At 56.8% G+C, this 15,879-nt stretch carries 16 protein-coding genes; 8 read left to right on the plus strand and 8 right to left on the minus strand.

The features are described from left to right. Positions 1-92: 92 nt before the first annotated feature. Together NVIE_RS11200 and NVIE_RS11205 are read left to right on the plus strand one after the other, a co-directional pair. The gene (locus tag NVIE_RS11200) at positions 93-2,465 is read left to right on the plus strand and encodes a valine--tRNA ligase (protein WP_075055326.1); all 2,373 of its coding nucleotides are present in this window, start codon (positions 93-95) and stop codon (positions 2,463-2,465) included. Continuing rightward, positions 2,462-3,517: a zinc-binding dehydrogenase gene (locus NVIE_RS11205; RefSeq protein ID WP_084790789.1), complete on the plus strand. Its 1,056-nt coding sequence runs from the start codon at positions 2,462-2,464 to the stop codon at positions 3,515-3,517. Before NVIE_RS11200 ends, NVIE_RS11205 begins: the two co-directional genes overlap by 4 nt. Here NVIE_RS11205 and NVIE_RS15575 read toward each other — a convergent pair. Continuing rightward, positions 3,498-3,866: a DUF6659 family protein gene (locus NVIE_RS15575; protein ID WP_075055327.1), complete on the minus strand. Its 369-nt coding sequence runs from the start codon at positions 3,864-3,866 to the stop codon at positions 3,498-3,500. The genes NVIE_RS11205 and NVIE_RS15575 overlap by 20 nt on opposite strands. 76 nt (positions 3,867-3,942) lie before the next feature. On the opposite strand from NVIE_RS15575, the gene NVIE_RS11215 reads away from it, so the two are divergent. From NVIE_RS11215 to NVIE_RS11225, 3 genes are read left to right on the plus strand one after another with little or no spacing between them, the layout of a single operon-like run. Next, complete coding sequence (locus NVIE_RS11215) at positions 3,943-4,803, plus strand: dihydropteroate synthase (RefSeq protein ID WP_075055328.1); 861 nt, start codon at positions 3,943-3,945, stop codon at positions 4,801-4,803. 50 nt (positions 4,804-4,853) lie between these two features. Then, positions 4,854-6,287: an IMP dehydrogenase gene (gene guaB / locus NVIE_RS11220; RefSeq protein ID WP_075055329.1), complete on the plus strand. Its 1,434-nt coding sequence runs from the start codon at positions 4,854-4,856 to the stop codon at positions 6,285-6,287. A 3-nt stretch (positions 6,288-6,290) separates the two neighbouring features. After that, positions 6,291-6,740 carry a hypothetical protein gene (locus NVIE_RS11225; protein ID WP_075055330.1) on the plus strand — a complete coding sequence of 150 codons (450 nt, stop codon included), beginning with the start codon at positions 6,291-6,293 and terminating at the stop codon, positions 6,738-6,740. 42 nt (positions 6,741-6,782) lie between these two features. On the opposite strand, the gene NVIE_RS11230 is transcribed toward NVIE_RS11225, so the two are convergent. The 3 genes from NVIE_RS11230 to NVIE_RS11240 form a co-directional block, all read right to left on the minus strand. Then, on the minus strand, positions 6,783-7,034 hold the full coding sequence (locus NVIE_RS11230) for a hypothetical protein (RefSeq protein ID WP_075055331.1): 252 nt from the start codon (positions 7,032-7,034) through the stop codon (positions 6,783-6,785). A 611-nt stretch (positions 7,035-7,645) separates the two neighbouring features. Continuing rightward, on the minus strand, positions 7,646-8,494 hold the full coding sequence (pheA, locus tag NVIE_RS11235; RefSeq protein WP_075055332.1) for a prephenate dehydratase: 849 nt from the start codon (positions 8,492-8,494) through the stop codon (positions 7,646-7,648). A 5-nt stretch (positions 8,495-8,499) separates the two neighbouring features. Next, entirely contained in the window at positions 8,500-9,108 is a 609-nt protein-coding gene (locus tag NVIE_RS11240; protein ID WP_144239687.1) for an exosome complex RNA-binding protein Csl4, read from the minus strand. A gap of 158 nt (positions 9,109-9,266) precedes the next feature. Between NVIE_RS11240 and NVIE_RS11245 the strand changes: the two genes are divergently transcribed. From NVIE_RS11245 to NVIE_RS11255, 3 genes are all read left to right on the plus strand, one after another. Further along, on the plus strand, positions 9,267-11,435 hold the full coding sequence (locus NVIE_RS11245) for a CDC48 family AAA ATPase (RefSeq protein ID WP_075055334.1): 2,169 nt from the start codon (positions 9,267-9,269) through the stop codon (positions 11,433-11,435). A gap of 321 nt (positions 11,436-11,756) precedes the next feature. Continuing rightward, positions 11,757-13,028: a diaminopimelate decarboxylase family protein gene (locus NVIE_RS11250; protein WP_158435215.1), complete on the plus strand. Its 1,272-nt coding sequence runs from the start codon at positions 11,757-11,759 to the stop codon at positions 13,026-13,028. Positions 13,029-13,086: 58 nt separating this feature from the next. After that, positions 13,087-13,362 carry an acylphosphatase gene (locus NVIE_RS11255; RefSeq protein WP_075055336.1) on the plus strand — a complete coding sequence of 92 codons (276 nt, stop codon included), beginning with the start codon at positions 13,087-13,089 and terminating at the stop codon, positions 13,360-13,362. A 7-nt stretch (positions 13,363-13,369) separates the two neighbouring features. Here the strand turns inward: NVIE_RS11255 and NVIE_RS11260 are convergent, their stop codons facing one another. The 4 genes from NVIE_RS11260 to hisH are packed head-to-tail and all read right to left on the minus strand — an operon-like array spanning position 13,370 to position 15,874. Next, the gene (locus NVIE_RS11260; RefSeq protein WP_075055337.1) at positions 13,370-13,729 is read right to left on the minus strand and encodes a DUF5655 domain-containing protein; all 360 of its coding nucleotides are present in this window, start codon (positions 13,727-13,729) and stop codon (positions 13,370-13,372) included. Next, entirely contained in the window at positions 13,726-14,541 is an 816-nt protein-coding gene (gene hisF, locus NVIE_RS11265) for an imidazole glycerol phosphate synthase subunit HisF (protein ID WP_075055338.1), read from the minus strand. The genes NVIE_RS11260 and hisF overlap by 4 nt, the downstream gene beginning before the upstream one ends. After that, positions 14,538-15,245 (minus strand): 1-(5-phosphoribosyl)-5-[(5-phosphoribosylamino)methylideneamino]imidazole-4-carboxamide isomerase, encoded by a 708-nt coding sequence (gene hisA, locus NVIE_RS11270; RefSeq protein ID WP_075055339.1) that lies wholly within the window; start codon positions 15,243-15,245, stop codon positions 14,538-14,540. Before hisA ends, hisF begins: the two co-directional genes overlap by 4 nt. Beyond that, on the minus strand, positions 15,242-15,874 hold the full coding sequence (gene hisH / locus NVIE_RS11275; protein ID WP_075055340.1) for an imidazole glycerol phosphate synthase subunit HisH: 633 nt from the start codon (positions 15,872-15,874) through the stop codon (positions 15,242-15,244). The genes hisA and hisH overlap by 4 nt, the downstream gene beginning before the upstream one ends. Positions 15,875-15,879 lie beyond the last annotated feature (5 nt).

Genomic DNA, 15,879 nt, shown 5'->3' on the forward strand with positions numbered 1-15,879 from the left:
GTCCTACAAAATGACATGCCCTCTTCCCAACAGCCTTAACGTTAATAACGGTATCGGGCGCCACAACTAGGCATACAGGCCGGCCAACCAATATGGAACCCAAGATACAGACCAAGTCGTGGAACCACGAGATTGAAAGCGCGATACTGAAAAAGTGGCAGGACGAGGACACGTACCGCTTTGAAACAATGAATGGTGAAAAGCCGGCGTTTGTCATTGACACGCCGCCCCCGTACCCGTCGGGCAAGCCGTGGCACATTGGCGCTGCCGCCCATTACGCTCAGATAGACATGATAGCACGGACAGCTAGGATGTCCGGCAAGAACGTGCTTTTCCCCATAGGCATCGACCGGAACGGCCTGCCGGTGGAAATCTACACCGAGAAAAAGTACAAGGTGCGCATGCGCCAGATGGACAGGCAGAAATTCCTTGACCTGTGCAAGGGCGCGCTCGACGACCTGGAAGCCGAGATGCTCCAGATAATGAAGAACATGGGGCTTTCCGGCGACTTTGCGCATTACTACCGCACCGACTCTGACGAGTACCGGGCATTGACGCAGGCCACCTTTATCGAGCTGTGGAAGCGCGGGCTCGTGTACCTGGCAAACAGGCCAAACAACTACTGCCCGGACTGCGGCACCACGATTGCAGACGCCGAGATAATCCATGACGACCTGCCGACAAAGCTGGTGCACATGAAGTTCCGGGTCGCAAATAATAACTCTGATGATCAGATTATAATCGCATCGACAAGGCCCGAGCTCCTCTTTGCGTGCCAGGCAGTCATCGTAAACCCGGAGGACGAGCGCTACCTCGACTACCAGGGCAAGAGCGTCGTCCTGCCATTGTTCAACAGGGAGGTGCCAATCAAGACGCACCATTCTGCAAGGCCGGAGTTTGGCTCTGGCGCCGTGATGGTGTGCAGCTATGGCGACCAGAACGACGTGCAGGTGTTCCGCGAGCTGGGCCTGAAGGAGATAGTGGCGCTCAACGAAAACGGCATAACGACAGAGGCGGCAGGCGCGTACGCCGGCCTTCGCGTCAACCAGGCGCGCACCAAGGTCATCGAGGACCTGAAAGCCGCAAACCTCATAGAAAAGGAGGAGGGCATCATGCACCGGACTCCGCTGTGCGAGCGCAGCAAGACGCCAATTGAAATCATCCCCCTGCACGACTATTACGTCAAGCAGCTTGATTATGTGCCGCAGCTGCGCGAACTGGCGATGCAGCTGAAATTCCACCCCGAGATGCACAGACAGATCCTGCTCAACTGGCTGGACTCTGTCGCAATCGACTGGCCGGTCTCCCGGAGGCGCTTTTACGGCACCGAGATACCGATATGGTACTGCAACTCTTGCAGGACGCCACTCCTGCCAGAGCCTGGAAAATACTATCGCCCCTGGAAGGAAAGCCCGCCATTTGAAAAGTGCCCGAAATGCGGCCACACGGAATTCACGGGCGAGGACAGGACGTTTGACACGTGGATGGACTCGTCAATCAGCCCGCTCTTTGTGACGAAATTTGGCAGGGACCAGAAACTGTTCGACTATGCGTACCCTGCAGCCCTCCGTCCGCAGGCCAAGGACATCATCCGGACGTGGCTCCACTACACGATGCTGCGCTGCGTGCAGCTGACAGGCAAGATGCCGTGGACCGACGCGTGGATAATGGGCTACGGCGTCGACGAAAAGGGGGAAAAGATGAGCAAGAGCAAGGGAAACGTCATCGACCCGTTCCCGGTGATACAGCAGTACGGCGCCGACACGTTCCGGTTCTGGTCGGCAAGCGAGGCCAACCTCGGCTACGATTTCCGCTGCTCCGAGCAGCGCATAGCCGGCTCGCAAAAGTTCCTGTCGAAACTGTGGAACGTGGGCAGGTTCCTCTCGTCGTTTGATGTCGTAAAGGAGCGGCCGGCGCAGCTTGAGGCGACTGACAGGTGGATACTGGCAGAGCTTGCCCGGCTTGTGGAAGAGTGCAAACGCGGCTATGACGAATACAACTTTTTCGTGCCTGCAAACGCGATCCGCGATTTCACGTGGAACGTCTTTGCCGCCCACTATATCGAGATGGTGAAGGGGAGGGCGTACGACCCTGGCCAGCAGGGCCACGCCTCGGCGCTCTACACGCTGCACAGGGTGTTCTCGACTATCCTGCTGCTGCTTGCGCCAATAACACCGTTCATCTCGGAAGAGCTCTGGACAAAAATGTATTCAAAAAAGAGCAGCATCCACCACCAGCAGATGCCCTATGCCGCCGGAGAAGGGCAGCAAGACCTGGAATTTGCAAAATACACAAAAGCGATAACCGACTTTAACTCGCAGGTGTGGAACAAAAAGAAAGAGACAGTGTCAAAGGAGACGGGCAAGCCGATGTCGCTCAAGGACCCGATCGAAATAGCAGTGCCGGATGAGCTCAAGCCGTTTGCAGCCGACCTCGCATCTATGCACAACCTGATCTCAAAATGATGAAGGCGGTGCCCTTTTACCAGCACGGGCCGACGGTGGATGTACTGAGGTACGAGGATTTCCCGGACCCCGAGCCGGCAAGGGGGCAAGTTGTAATAGAAGTCGAGTACTGCGGCGTGAACCACCTCGACATCTGGACGAGGATGGGCATCGCCGGCAAAAAGATCAAGCTTCCGCACATATGCGGCTGCGACATTGTCGGCACCGTAAAGAAAAGCGCCGCTGGCTTTGACGCCGGCGAGCGCGTCATGGTATACCCCGGCGCCAGCTGCGGAAAATGCGCGCATTGCAAGGCAGGGCGAGAAAACCTCTGCAGCCAGTTTGCAATCATCGGCGGAATGAGCGACTACAACGGCGGGTACGCGGAAAAGGTGGCAGTGCCGGCAAGAAACGTCATCCGGCTGGGAAAAAAAGGGCCGGACAGCAAGGCCGCGGCTACGCTTGCAGTCTCGTACCTCACGGCGTGGAACATGCTGTCTGCAAACGGCGCAAAAAAGGGCAAGTCCCTCCTCGTGTACGGCGCTGCAAGCGGCGTCGGCATGGCTACGATCCAGCTTGCCCGCGCGCTCGGCGTCTCGACGATCATCACGACCGCGGCTGGTCCTGAAAAAGCGAAATTCGGCAAAAAGCTTGGCGCCCACCATGTCATTGACAGGAACGAGACAAAGGACCTCGCCGGCGAGGTGGCTGCCAGGCTTGGCGGCGGCGCAGCAGCAGGAGTTGACATTGTCATCGACCATGTGGGCGCGGCAACCTGGCAGACGAGCATAGCGTCCCTAAAGCCAGGCGGCAGGATGGCAGTCTGCGGCATGACGTCCGGCAACGACGCGACGGTCCCTGTGCGGATGTTCTACAGCAAGCAGGTAACGATGACAGGCGCGCTCCTGGGGACAAAGGCGCAGCTTGTGCAACTGCTAAAGCTCGTGCAGGCAAGGAGGATCAAGCCCGTCATCGATTCGGTGTTCCCGCTGGAGGAAGCGGCGCAGGCGCAGGACAGGATGGAAAAGGGCCTGCACTCTGGCAAGATCCTGCTCAGCTGCTTCCGCCGTTGAGGAGGTCCAGCGTGTCCTTGGCAATGTCCATCGCCGTGTGCGAGTCAAGGTTGGGCTCCAGAGTCACGACAAGCGTGTGGCCGTTCATGTAGAACGTCAGGATGGAGACCCTGTCCCGCTCGACGTAGGCAAAGCGCGCCTTTCCAAGCGTGTTGTCAAACCTCTGCCTCATGGACTTGCGGAGCGCAGTCTGCGCAAGGTACAGCTCTTCGTTTGACTGGTCGGTCAGCGAGTCGATCCCCTTTTTCATGCCGCCGGCAACGAGCGCGCCCATGTCGTCAATCACGCCGGCGTACCTGATGTCGTCGTCAAGCGCAAATACCTGGTCGCAAATCTTTGCAAAATCCATGGAGGTACATCGTCAAGCTTGTTTTTCAAACTTTTGCCACAGCTTTTTAAGCGCAGCCATGCGCAAAAGAGTTGCATTGGCGAAAATCGGCAGCGTGGAGATAGGCAAGGGCCGCCACGTCAAGGTGATGGGGATAATCAACGCAAGCCCCGAGTCGTTCTTCAAGGGCTCTGTTCGGACCGGCTTTGACGAGGTTGCGCAGGCTGCAAGGGAGATGCAGGGCGCCGGCGCGCACGTCATCGACATCGGGGCAATGTCCACCGCGCCGTACCTCGACACCATAATCCCTGTCGAAGAAGAGATCAGGCGGCTGAAAGCCGCGATGGAGGCGGCCAAGTCTGCGTGCAGCCTGCCGATTTCAGTCGACACGCCAAGGGCAGAGGTCGCCGAGGCCGCAACAAAACTTGGCGCAGACGCGATAAACGACGTCACCGGCCTAAAGTACGACCGGAGGATGGCGCAGGTTGTTGCCAAAGCCGGCCTGCCGGTGATAATCGGGGCCTACAGCAGGACGCCTGCCTCGGGCAGGGTTGCAGGCACGGTCCGGGCATTGAAGGAAAGCATCGCTCTGGCAAAAAAGGCCGGCGTCAGAAAAGAGATGATGCTAGTAGACCCGTCCATCGGCTTTTTCCGCGCAGAAGGCAAGAACCCCTTTTTCACGAAATTAGCCGACGGCGACAAAACTCCGTGGTACTCCCGCGACCTGGAAGTGCTGTCAAGCTTGTACAAGCTTGCCGCGCTTGCGCCGGTCTGCGTCTCGGTTTCAAGAAAGTCGTTCATCGGCCACCTTCTCAACCTGCCTGCGGCGGAGCAAAGGATGGTCCCCTCTGTCGCGTGCGAGGTGGTTGCAGCAATAAACGGCGCAAGCCTCGTGAGGACCCACAGCGTGAAAGAGACCGTGCAGGCGCTGACCATGCTAGAGTTGCTCAGGCGCTAGAGCCGGTAACGCTTATAATGCTTCTAGGCAACTAGACATCAAGGGATTACTTGGATTTTAGAGAAGGTCTGACGTTTGACGACGTTCTTCTCGTTCCTAAACGCTCGCCTGTAGTCTCAAGGTCACAGACGGACCTGAGGACAAAGCTGTCGCGCAACATCAGCCTCAACATACCGCTCATTTCAGCCAACATGGACTCGGTGACCGAGTCCCAGATGGCAATAGCGCTTGCACGGGAGGGCGGCATCGGGATCATCCACCGCTTCATGACAATCGAGGACCAGGTGGACGAGGTCCTGAAGGTGAAGAGGTCAGAGTCGGTGGTGATAGAGCAGCCGTACACCGTAAAGTCAAGCACGACCGTGGCAGAGCTTTACAAGCACATGGCCGAGTACGGGGTCTCTGGGCTCCTGGTGGAGGACGGGGGGAAACTTGCCGGCATCATCACAAGGCGCGACATCACGTTTGAGAAAAACATGAAGCGCAGGGTGTCAGAGCTCATGACCAAGAACGTCATAACGGCCAAGGCCGGCACCACGATAGAGCAGGCAAAGGAGATCCTGCACAAGCACCGCATAGAGAAACTGCCGCTGGTAGACGACAAGGGCAGGATTGCGGGCCTGATAACAAGCAAGGACATCTTGAAGATGGACCAGTACCCGCACGCGGCAAAGGACAGGAAGGGCCGGCTCCTTGTCGGCGCGGCGGTAGGGGTAAAGGGCGACTATTTAGAGCGCACGGAGGCGCTCCTTGAGGCAGGCGCAGACACGATTGTGGTAGACATTGCGCACGGCCACAGCGAAAATGCTCTGAACACCGTGCACATGATAAAGAAGGCTTTTCCAAGCTGCGACCTCATCGCAGGCAACGTGGCGACAGGCGACGGCGCCCGAGACCTGATAAAGGCAGGAGTCGACGCAGTCAAGGTCGGGGTCGGCTCTGGCTCTATATGCATCACGAGGGTCGTGACGGGGTCAGGCGTCCCGCAGCTCACCGCGGTGATAGACGCGGTCAAGGCGGCAAGGGAGTACGACATTCCCGTCATATCTGACGGGGGCATCCGCACGTCAGGCGACCTCACAAAAGCGCTTGCGGCAGGCGCGTCGTCTGCCATGATCGGGGGCATGTTCGGGGGCACCGACGAGAGCCCCGGCAAGACGCTTGTCAAGAACGGCAAGAAATACAAGATGTACCGCGGAATGGCGTCCTACATGGCGTCTCTCGGCCGCAAGTACCGCCAGGAGGGCCCGGAGGTCGTGGATTCTGACGACCTCAACGACTATGTCCCGGAGGGGGTCGAGGCGATGGTGCCCTACAAGGGAAGCGTGGTCGAGATCGTGCGCCAGCTTGCAGGCGGCCTGCGCTCCGGCCTGAGCTACTGCGGCGCCAAGACCATCCCCGAGATGCAAAGAAACGCCGAGTTTGTCAGGATAACCGGCGCCGGCTTTATCGAGAGCCAGCCCCACGACGTCGACGTGATGTAACGGATGGCCAGAAAGACGTTTCTTGCGATGCTGGCCGCCGGCGCGGCCTTTATCGCCATCGGCATTGCGGCAAGCATCTACGCAAACACGGCAGTCGCCGTGCCCCTTGACGGCACGGTAAAGCCCGGCCTTGCAGACGAGCTGTCGCCGGACATGAACGTCGGCAACACCGCGTCGATGCAGGTGAAAGGATCGACCTTTGACGTCGAGGTCAGGGAGCCTGACGGGGTCGTGGTCGTTTCGCAAAAGGGCCTTTCCAACTTTACCTACGAGCTCACCGCGACCAAGGCCGGCGAGCACAGGATAACAATACAGAACACGGGAAGCCAGAACGTGCAGATAACCGGCACGGCGCAGACCAAGTCCAGCCCGCTGGAGCTTTCCGGCTCGCTCATGCTGGTCGTGACCGGCATCATCGTAGTCGGCCTTGGCCTCCGCTTCCGGGATCGCTAGAAGCTAACTAGAACTCGGCCTTTCTGTACGAGCCGATGATCTTCAGGTACGCGACCCTGCTAGCCGAGAATGCTTTGGCGTCGTTGCTTCCCGGAGGGCGTTTTTTAACGCACCTTGCACCGCTTTGGCCTCGACATACAAAGAAGTCTGCAAGAAGATTTTCATCATGTCTGTCCCCCTGACAATGAAAAACGAAAATTCTCTTATCTTCTTGACAACCGCGTGCATGTCGACATACTCTTCATCTACACGAGCAAAGAAAGGCTTGACTTCGTACCGGCTTGTTGGGGTCATAACATGCAAGGACGGACGCGGTATTAAACTCGCCTTGCTTTGCACTGGTTTGTGTAAAGCTAATTGGCATTAAGAGACATTTCCCAATAGCGCAGATTTTCTGATGTAATGCACCTTATAGACCATAAATATTACATCGTAGAATTATAGGTAAGATGAATCGACTGCAGAAGTTACTCTTCCTGTCGGGAGCTGCTACGATACTTCTGTCGCTCGGTTTGTCACAGATACATATACCACTTTCAAAAGCTGAATCTGATGCAATCTTCAATTCATGTATTGAGTGCCAATCGCCACCCACTTACAGGACTGTGGACCCGAACTTGGTGTATTCATTGCTGGCTGTCGGTATAGCAACGGTTGCCGCTGGTGCAGTATCTGCTGCCTTGCACACGCCTAGATCAGAAAAGGCTCCAGAAACCACAAATTAATTTTTTAGAAAAAAGGAAGGAGGCAAAGACACTTTTCTGTCTATGCCGAATGTGTACTAACTAATGCTTTCCAATTCAGGTAATACAAATACCATTATTCGTAAAGTACAAGCAGATCAGAGTTCGAGAAAAACGAATGTAACGCTGGCGTTGCAGAAAGCCACTTCTTTTTACAACTAGCTAGAATTCTGCCTTTCTGTACGAGCCGATGATCTTCAGGTACGAAGTCTTGCTCTTCGTCGCCTTTAGCACCTGCTTTACCGCCCTGTCGCCGGCGTGCCCTTCAAAGTCTACGTAAAAGTTGTACTCCCACGGCGTCTCTTTCGTAGGCCGCGACTCGATCTTTGTCAGGTTCAGGTTCCTTATCGCAAACTCGCCGAGGATGCCAAAGAGCGCGCCCGGCACGTGCTTTACCGAAAATATGATGGACGTCTTGTACTGGCTATCATCGGTTTTTCTGGCACCCTTGCTACTGTCTGACAGCGCAAGGACTAGAAAGCGGGTGTAGTTGCTCTTTCTGTCCTCGATGCCCTCCTCGAGGATTTCCATGCCGTACAGCTCTGCCGCGCGCCTGCTTGCTATTGCCGCCGCGTCATTGGCGCCCTGCTCCTTTACCATCTTTACAGAGCCGGCGGTGTCGTACGCCGGCACTGGCTCGATCTTTTTCTTTTGCAGGTACTGCCGGCACTGGCCCAGTGCCTGCGGGTGCGAGTACGCCCGCCTGACGTCTTTGATCCTGACGCCCTTGTTGGCAATAAGGCAGTGGCGCACCCTGTGGTAGACCTCGCCCGTTGCCTTCAGCCGCGTCTGCATCAGAAGGTCATAGACTTCCGGCACGCTTCCCTCTATGGAATTTTCGACCGGTATGACTGCAAAATCGACCTTTTTCTTTTCGGCTGCGGAAAAAACGTCTGCAAAGGACTTGCACGGCACAAGCCTGGCGCCCTTCTTTGAGAAATATTGCAGCGCGGCCATCTCGCTGAACGCCCCGCGCTCTCCCTGGAAGGCGACGCTTGCAGCGGCCGGCATGACAGCTACTTGCCGCCTGCCCTGAATATCTGGCGAAGCGTCTCCTTGCCGTAGTCGTCTGTCAGCTTGCGGGGCTCCCAAGCTCCGCACTCGATGCACTTGACCGTGTCGTTCACCTTGACCGTGTCGCCCCCGCACATAAAGCAGGTGGTGTAGAGCACTCCAAACTCTCTTTCTGCAATCGTCATGTGCACGGTAGAGTTGAGCAGGCTCATCACCCTGCCCCGGATGATGTCGCCGGTGCGAAAGATCGGCCTTTCGCGCCTGTCGCGGCCGCCTCCCACTCTCATGGAGGCTATCGCCGAGAACCCTGACGTGGACTCTACTCCGTTTATGTACAGCACCTTTACGGATATCATGCTGGCAAATATCATCTCGACATAGCCTACCAGTATGTCGCCTATCTTGGGAAGCATCGGCGCGTTCTTGGGCTCTATCTTTACCACGCGCCTTTTCAGGTCGAGGGCCTTGGTGCCTATTGCGGCCGCCCTTATCGTGCCGTCTTCCGTCAGGTAGGTGTTCTTGCCGCCCTCAAACTCCTCGATGGAGGCAACCTGCTCGCCTGGCAGTATTATTGTCATCACTTTATTGTCATTACTATTTTCCTTGCTCAATCCGGTGCAGCTTTTACGTGCGGCAAGTTATAACTGTTTATGGGTGCAAAATATGCAAAATTTTTACAATCCCTCCCTGAAAGGTTGTGTGTTTCTTACAGAGGGCGGTGGGCGAAGGATAATAAAGGTATAAAGAGCAGTATCGTCAAGGTGTTAGTGTGAGCCAGAATACTCTATCCTTAAAGGTTCTTGAAGCGTATACCCGGGACGTAGGCAGGGGCGTAGCCAGGATCGACTACGACTCGATGGACTCTCTCGGTGCATCAACTGGCGACGTTATTGAGATAAGGGGCAAGCGCAGGACGGTTGCCAAATGCTTACCGCTTTACCCGTCTGACGAAGGCAAGGGCATAATCCGCGTCGACGGACTTGTGAGAAACAACGCCGGCATTGCCATTGGCGACACCGTGACTGTGAAAAAGATAAAGGCAGTCCCTGCAGAGAAGGTCATCGTTGCTCCATTGGAGGCAATCCCGCCAATAGACGAGCGCTACCTTGCAGACGCGCTTGAGAGCGTGCCTCTCATCAAGGGCGACAACGTGATGGTGCCGTACTTTGGAGGCAGGCTGACCTTCCAGGTTATCGGAGTCACGCCGGCCGCCGACGCAGTGCTTGTAACTCAAAAGACGATATTCCACATTGCCGAGAAGGGCGAGACCATGAGGGGCGTCCCGCAGGTCACGTACGAGGACATCGGCGGCCTGAAGGAGGAGATCCAGAAGGTCCGCGAGATGATAGAGCTCCCGCTCAGGCACCCCGAGATCTTTGAAAAGCTGGGAATCGAGGCGCCAAAAGGCGTACTGCTGTACGGCCCGCCAGGAACAGGCAAGACGCTGCTTGCAAAGGCGGTGGCAAACGAGAGCAACGCGCATTTCATCTCCATCTCGGGCCCGGAGATCATGAGCAAGTTCTACGGCGAGTCCGAGGCGAGGCTGCGCGAGATATTCAAGGAGGCAAAGGAAAAGGCGCCGTCAATCATATTCATCGACGAAATAGACTCTATTGCCCCAAAGAGGGAGGAAGTCACGGGCGAGGTCGAAAGGCGTGTCGTGTCTCAGCTCTTGTCATTGATGGACGGCCTTGAGGCAAGGGGCAAGGTCATTGTCATTGCCGCGACGAACAGGCCAAACGCAATCGACCCTGCGCTCAGGAGGCCCGGCAGGTTCGACAGGGAAATAGAGATCAAGGTGCCAGACAAGCGCGGAAGGCTCGAGATACTCCAGATACACACCCGCAACATGCCGCTTGAAACCGACGTGGACCAGGACAAGATCGCCGGCATCACGCACGGCTTTGTCGGCGCAGACCTGGAATACCTCTGCAAGGAGGCCGCAATGAAGTGCCTCCGCAGGCTGCTTCCAGAGCTGAACCTTGAGGACGAAAAGCTGTCGCCGGACGTGCTCAACAAGCTCATCGTGACCATGTCAGACTTTGAGAACGCCGTCAAGGAGGTAATGCCATCTGCCATGAGAGAAGTCTACCTGGAATCGCCTGACATCCCGTGGACCGCAATCGGCGGCCTCGACGAGGTCAAGCGCGAGCTCCAGGAGGCTGTGGAATGGCCGCTGCGCTACCCCGACCTGTACACAAAGCTTGGGCACACCATGCCAAAGGGCATACTGATGCACGGGCCCTCCGGCACGGGCAAGACCATGCTTGCAAAAGCGGTGGCGACGGAATCCGAGGCCAACTTTATCAGCGTCCGCGGTCCGGAGCTCTTGAGCAAGTGGGTCGGCGAGTCAGAGCGCGGCATCCGCGAGATATTTCGGCGCGCAAGGCAGGCTGCGCCGTGCGTCGTGTTCTTTGACGAGATCGACTCTATCGCCCCGACGAGGGGAATGGGAGGCGACAGCATGGTCACAGAGCGCGTAGTATCACAGTTGCTGACAGAGCTTGACGGCATCCAGGCGCTTTCCGGCGTAGTCGTGATAGCGGCGACAAACAGGGCCGACATCATCGATCCTGCGCTGTTGCGCCCCGGAAGGTTCGACAAGATAGTGTTCGTCCCGATGCCCGACAAGCCGACAAGGCTCAAGATACTGGAAATCCACGCCAAGAAAAAGCCAATAGGCCCGGACGTCGACCTTGGCAAGGTTGCCGAGCTGACGGACGGCTTTAGCGGAGCAGACACGAGCTCGGTGGTCAACACCGCGGTGTCGCTCGTGCTGCACGAGTACCTGGCAAAATACCCGACGCCGGAAGAGGCTGCCAAGCACGCCGCAGAAGCGCACGTGATGATGCGCCACTTTGAAGACGCCATCAAGAAAATAAAGACGCAGCGCGAAGGCAAGCCGGGCGAAAAGGTCACGGTGCCGTACTACCGCTAGTCAGTGCGGCGCGCCCAAGCTTTTTCCTTTTTTCCTTCCTTTTCCATTTTCATTTTTGTTTTTTCAAAAAATATTTTTTCCGTCGCTCGAAAAAAATTTCTGCAGCGCGGATCGCACACGCTTGCCGCGCAAATTTTTTCTCCAAATATTTTTTCCGGCGCGCCGGCGCGGATTTTTCCGGCAAATTTCGGGGCAATGTTTTTAAAGTAATGGTTTATTGAATAATGACAGAATCAACAAGAATTGGCAGAAAATACCCAAGTCCAACTTGTACCAAAGCAAGCCTCTGCACCGCTGAACCGTTTTGCAACGCCCCTAGACGTGAAGAACCTTGTAGCACAATACGGCACCCCGCTCTACCTGGTAGACGAGGACACGCTGCACGCAAAAGCCCGCGAGCTCCAGAGAGCATACTCCAAGTTCAAGGGCCCCGTAAAGGTGGCGTACTCCATCAAGGCCAACTTTTCCCCGGCCATAGTGCGCGCCTTCATGAAGGACGGGCTCACGTTCGACCTCACGTCGCTTGGCGAGCTCCACTTTATCAGGCAGTGCAAGGCAGACCCCGAGAACGTCATCTACACCAGCGTGACAGAAGAGCCGGAAGAGTATGTCGAGGTGCTGAGGAGCGGCGTGCGCAGAATAGTAGTCAGCTCTCACAAGGGCATGATGAACCTCGCGCTTGCGGCAGGCAAGGTGGGCGTGCGCCCGCTGACCATGATCAGGGTCAACCCTGAAGTCGCAACCGATGCCAAGGTCCGCGCCTCGTATAAGAACGGCAAGTTCGGCGTCCCGTTCAACGGCGGCACCATCGACAGCGCGACAAAGATGGTCAAGTACCTGATGGGAAGCGACCTCTTGAAGTTCGAGGGCTTCCACTTCCACCTGGGATCGCAGATCACCGACTTCTCCTGCTACACCCACGCGCTGGACAAGATGGACGCATTCATGACCAAGATGAAAAAAGAGTACCCGAACTTCCAGGTAAACACCTTTGACATCGGCGGAGGGACGCCCGTGTTCTACAACGACCCGGTGCCGACGCCGGCAGAGATGGCCCAGAACCACCTCGTCAGGCTCAACCAGCTTGCAGAAACGCACGGCGTATTCACGCTGATGATAGAGTCGGGGCGCTTCCTTGTGGCAGAGTCGTCAATTCTGGTATCAAGGATAGTGAACACCAAGGAGTACAACGAGCACAAGATAGTGATCGTCGACGCAGGCTACCACATCCTGCTTGACGCCGCGCTGCTAAAGCAGGAATACCCGCAGGAAGTGATTCCCGTGGTGGACAGCCAGGACAGGACCACGGGCCTTGCAACACCTGCTGCCAAGAACACGCACCTTGCGGGAAGGCTGTGCGACACGTACGACGTCTTCCCGCTCTCAAAGGCATCCGACATGTCGGGCGCAGACGTGGGCAACTATGTCTCGTTCTACAACGTCGGAGCCTACTCGGTCGTGTTCAACATGCCGTTCCACTGCCAGACCAAGCCTCCGGTAGTGATGAAGGACAGCGACGGCAAGTACAGGCTGGTCAGGAAGGGCACGACGTACGAGCAGCTCTTTGTCGAGGAAGGCGGCGACATAGCCTAGCTCCTCGGCGGCAGAGAGCACAACCATCATATTTTAGATACTTTTTGTTTCTTTCATATTGAAAAAAACGCGGGCTCATGTTTTTGTGACCGGCAAGGTCCAGGGCGTCTATTTCCGGCAGAACACGCAGATGACCGCAAGGGAGCACGGCGCCACAGGCTGGGTGCGCAACCTGCCTGACGGCCGGGTGGAGGCTGTCATAGAAGGCGACGACGCGACCGTGAGAAAGGTAGTCGACTGGTGCCGCCACGGGCCGCCAGCGGCAAGGGTCGACAGCATCGACGTAAAACACGAAACCTACACCGGCGAGTTTGCCGGCTTTGAGATAATCTGATGACAGGCTAGCGGATCTTTTCGTACGCCTCTGCTATCGCCTTTTTCGCACGCTCGGCATCTTCCTGCGTCTTGACGATGATCCGTGCAGGCGGCGTCTGGCGGCCTCCTGCCCTGATCTCGATTACGAGATGATCGATAGCCGGCTCGACATCAAGAAAAGTGCGAAACGTCAGCGTCTTTGCGTACACCACCCTGTGCGGCCTCGCCTCTTCTATCATGCTTGGACCAAGCGACAGGGCAAACTTGCGCAGGTCGGCCATGATGCTTTTTGCCGGCTCTTGCAGGCCCGCAAGGTGCGCCTCAAACGGGCGCCCGCCGCTGGAAGACGAGGAAGAAGGCAGGAATCCAAAATTATTATCCTTCATATCCTTGTCCTGACCCCGCTCCTCTTCAGGTATTTCTTGACCTTGTCGACCGTGGTCTTTTCATAGTGGAATATGGACGCCGCAAGAGCCGCGTCGACGTCGGCCTTTTCAAACACGTCGCGCATGTGGCGCGGGCTCCCGCAGCCGCCGGACGCAATGACCGGTATTGTGGATGCCTTGCATATCGCTTTTGTCAGCTCGACGTCATAGCCGTTTTCCGTGCCGTCGGCGTCGATGCTCGTCAAGAGGATCTCGCCGGCGCCTTTCTTCTCGACCTCGCGCGCCCACGCTATTGCGTCAAGGCCCGTCCCCTCCTTGCCGCCGTATATCATCACCTCAAACCAGTACCGGCCTTTCTTCTTGTCTCGAAATGTATGCTTCCCTTTGCACTCAACGCCTTCGCAGTACCGGCGCTTGGCGTCTATCGCAACTACCACGCACTGCTTGCCGAAAATCTCCATCAATTGCGTTATCAGCCCCGGGCTCTTTACCGCCGCGGTGTTTATCGACACCTTGTCGGCCCCCGAAAGCAGGATCCCGCGTGCGTCCTCCAGCTTCTTGATGCCTCCTCCGACCGTGAACGGGATGTCGATGACGCTTGCCACCTTGCGCACCACGTTTTTCATAGTGTCTCTCCCCTGCTGCGACGCCGTGATGTCGAGAAACACAAGCTCGTCTGCTCCCTGCTCGCTGTACTTTTTCGCCAGCTCGACAGGGTCGCCGGCGTCCTTGACGTCTGCAAAATGCACGCCCTTGACCACGCGGCCGTTGTCCACGTCAAGGCACGGTATTATGCGCTTTGCAAGGGTCATGCTATCGCCTTCACCCTCTCTATGGAAACCCTGCCGTCGTACATCGCCTTGCCAAGTATCACTGCGGCGCACCCGACGCTCTTTACCCTTATCGTGTCCTCGAGGCTGGAGATGCCTCCGCTTGCGATTATCCTTGCCTTATCGCTGAATGCTACCGCGTTTGCAAGCGTCTCGATGTCCGGGCCCTGCAATGTCCCGTCGCGCTCGATGCTTGTGAGCAAAAAGTCCTCGACGCCCATTGAGACAAACTGCGATATCGCGTCATTGACTTTGACGCCGGCAGACTCGCTCCAGCCCTTTACCATGATCATTCCGCCGGCCTGGTCTATCGAAACCACGACCCTGCCGGGGTGCTTCTTGGCAAGCTTTCTCACCGCTTCGGGGTCGCTGTAGGCCATCGTGCCGATGACGACTCGCGCAGCCTTTTCAAGCGCCTCTTTTGCGGCTTCGGGCGTCCTGATGCCCCCTGCGACCTGTACCGGCGTTTTCACGGCCGACACGACCTTGGCTATCGCCCCTGCGTTATTCCCGGTGCCAAAAGCCGCGTCAAGGTCTACCACATGGAGCATGTCGGCGCCGGCGGCCTCCCATTTTTTGGCCATCTCTGCCGGGTCGCTTCCGTAGACGACCTTGTTCTGGGCGTCGCCCTTGACGAGCCTCACCACCATTCCGCCCATGATGTCTATAGCCGGGATCACCTTCATTTCTTGTCAGCCTTGGCTTCTTTGCACATCGAAAGAAAGTTCTTGATCATCCTGGCGCCCACGTCGCCAGATTTCTCGGGGTGGAACTGGACGCCCACCAGGTTGCCCTTTTCCACCACCGCCGGGACCGTGGTGCCATAGTCAGACGACGCCGTGACCAGCTTTTTGTCCTTTGGCACCGTCTTGTACGAGTGGACGAAATACACCCACGAGTCGTTCTCGATGCCCCTGAGGAACCTGCTGTTTTTTGCTGTTATCTTCAAATTGTTCCAGCCCATGTGCGGCACCTTTACCTTGCCCTTTGGGAGCATCACCACCTCGCCGTCCAAGATTTTCAATCCTTCCAGCTTGCCCTCCTCGCTCCTGTTAAAGAGCATCTCCATGCCGAGGCATATCCCCATCACCGGCATGCCCTTCTCGATGGCAGAATCAAGGCGCTTTGCGTCTTTCTCGATCGATTGTATGGCAGGATCAAAGTTGCCGACGCCGGGGAGCACCAGGCCGTCGTACCTGTCCAGGTCTTTCATGTCGTAGATGATGTCCACCTTTTTGGCGCCGTTTCTCTCCAGCGCGGATTTCAGGCTGAACAGGTTTCCCGCGCCGTAATCAAATATAGCTATCTTTGTCATTATCG

This window comes from Nitrososphaera viennensis EN76, from assembly GCF_000698785.1.
In the GTDB taxonomy this organism is placed as follows: Archaea; Thermoproteota; Nitrososphaeria; order Nitrososphaerales; family Nitrososphaeraceae; genus Nitrososphaera; species Nitrososphaera viennensis.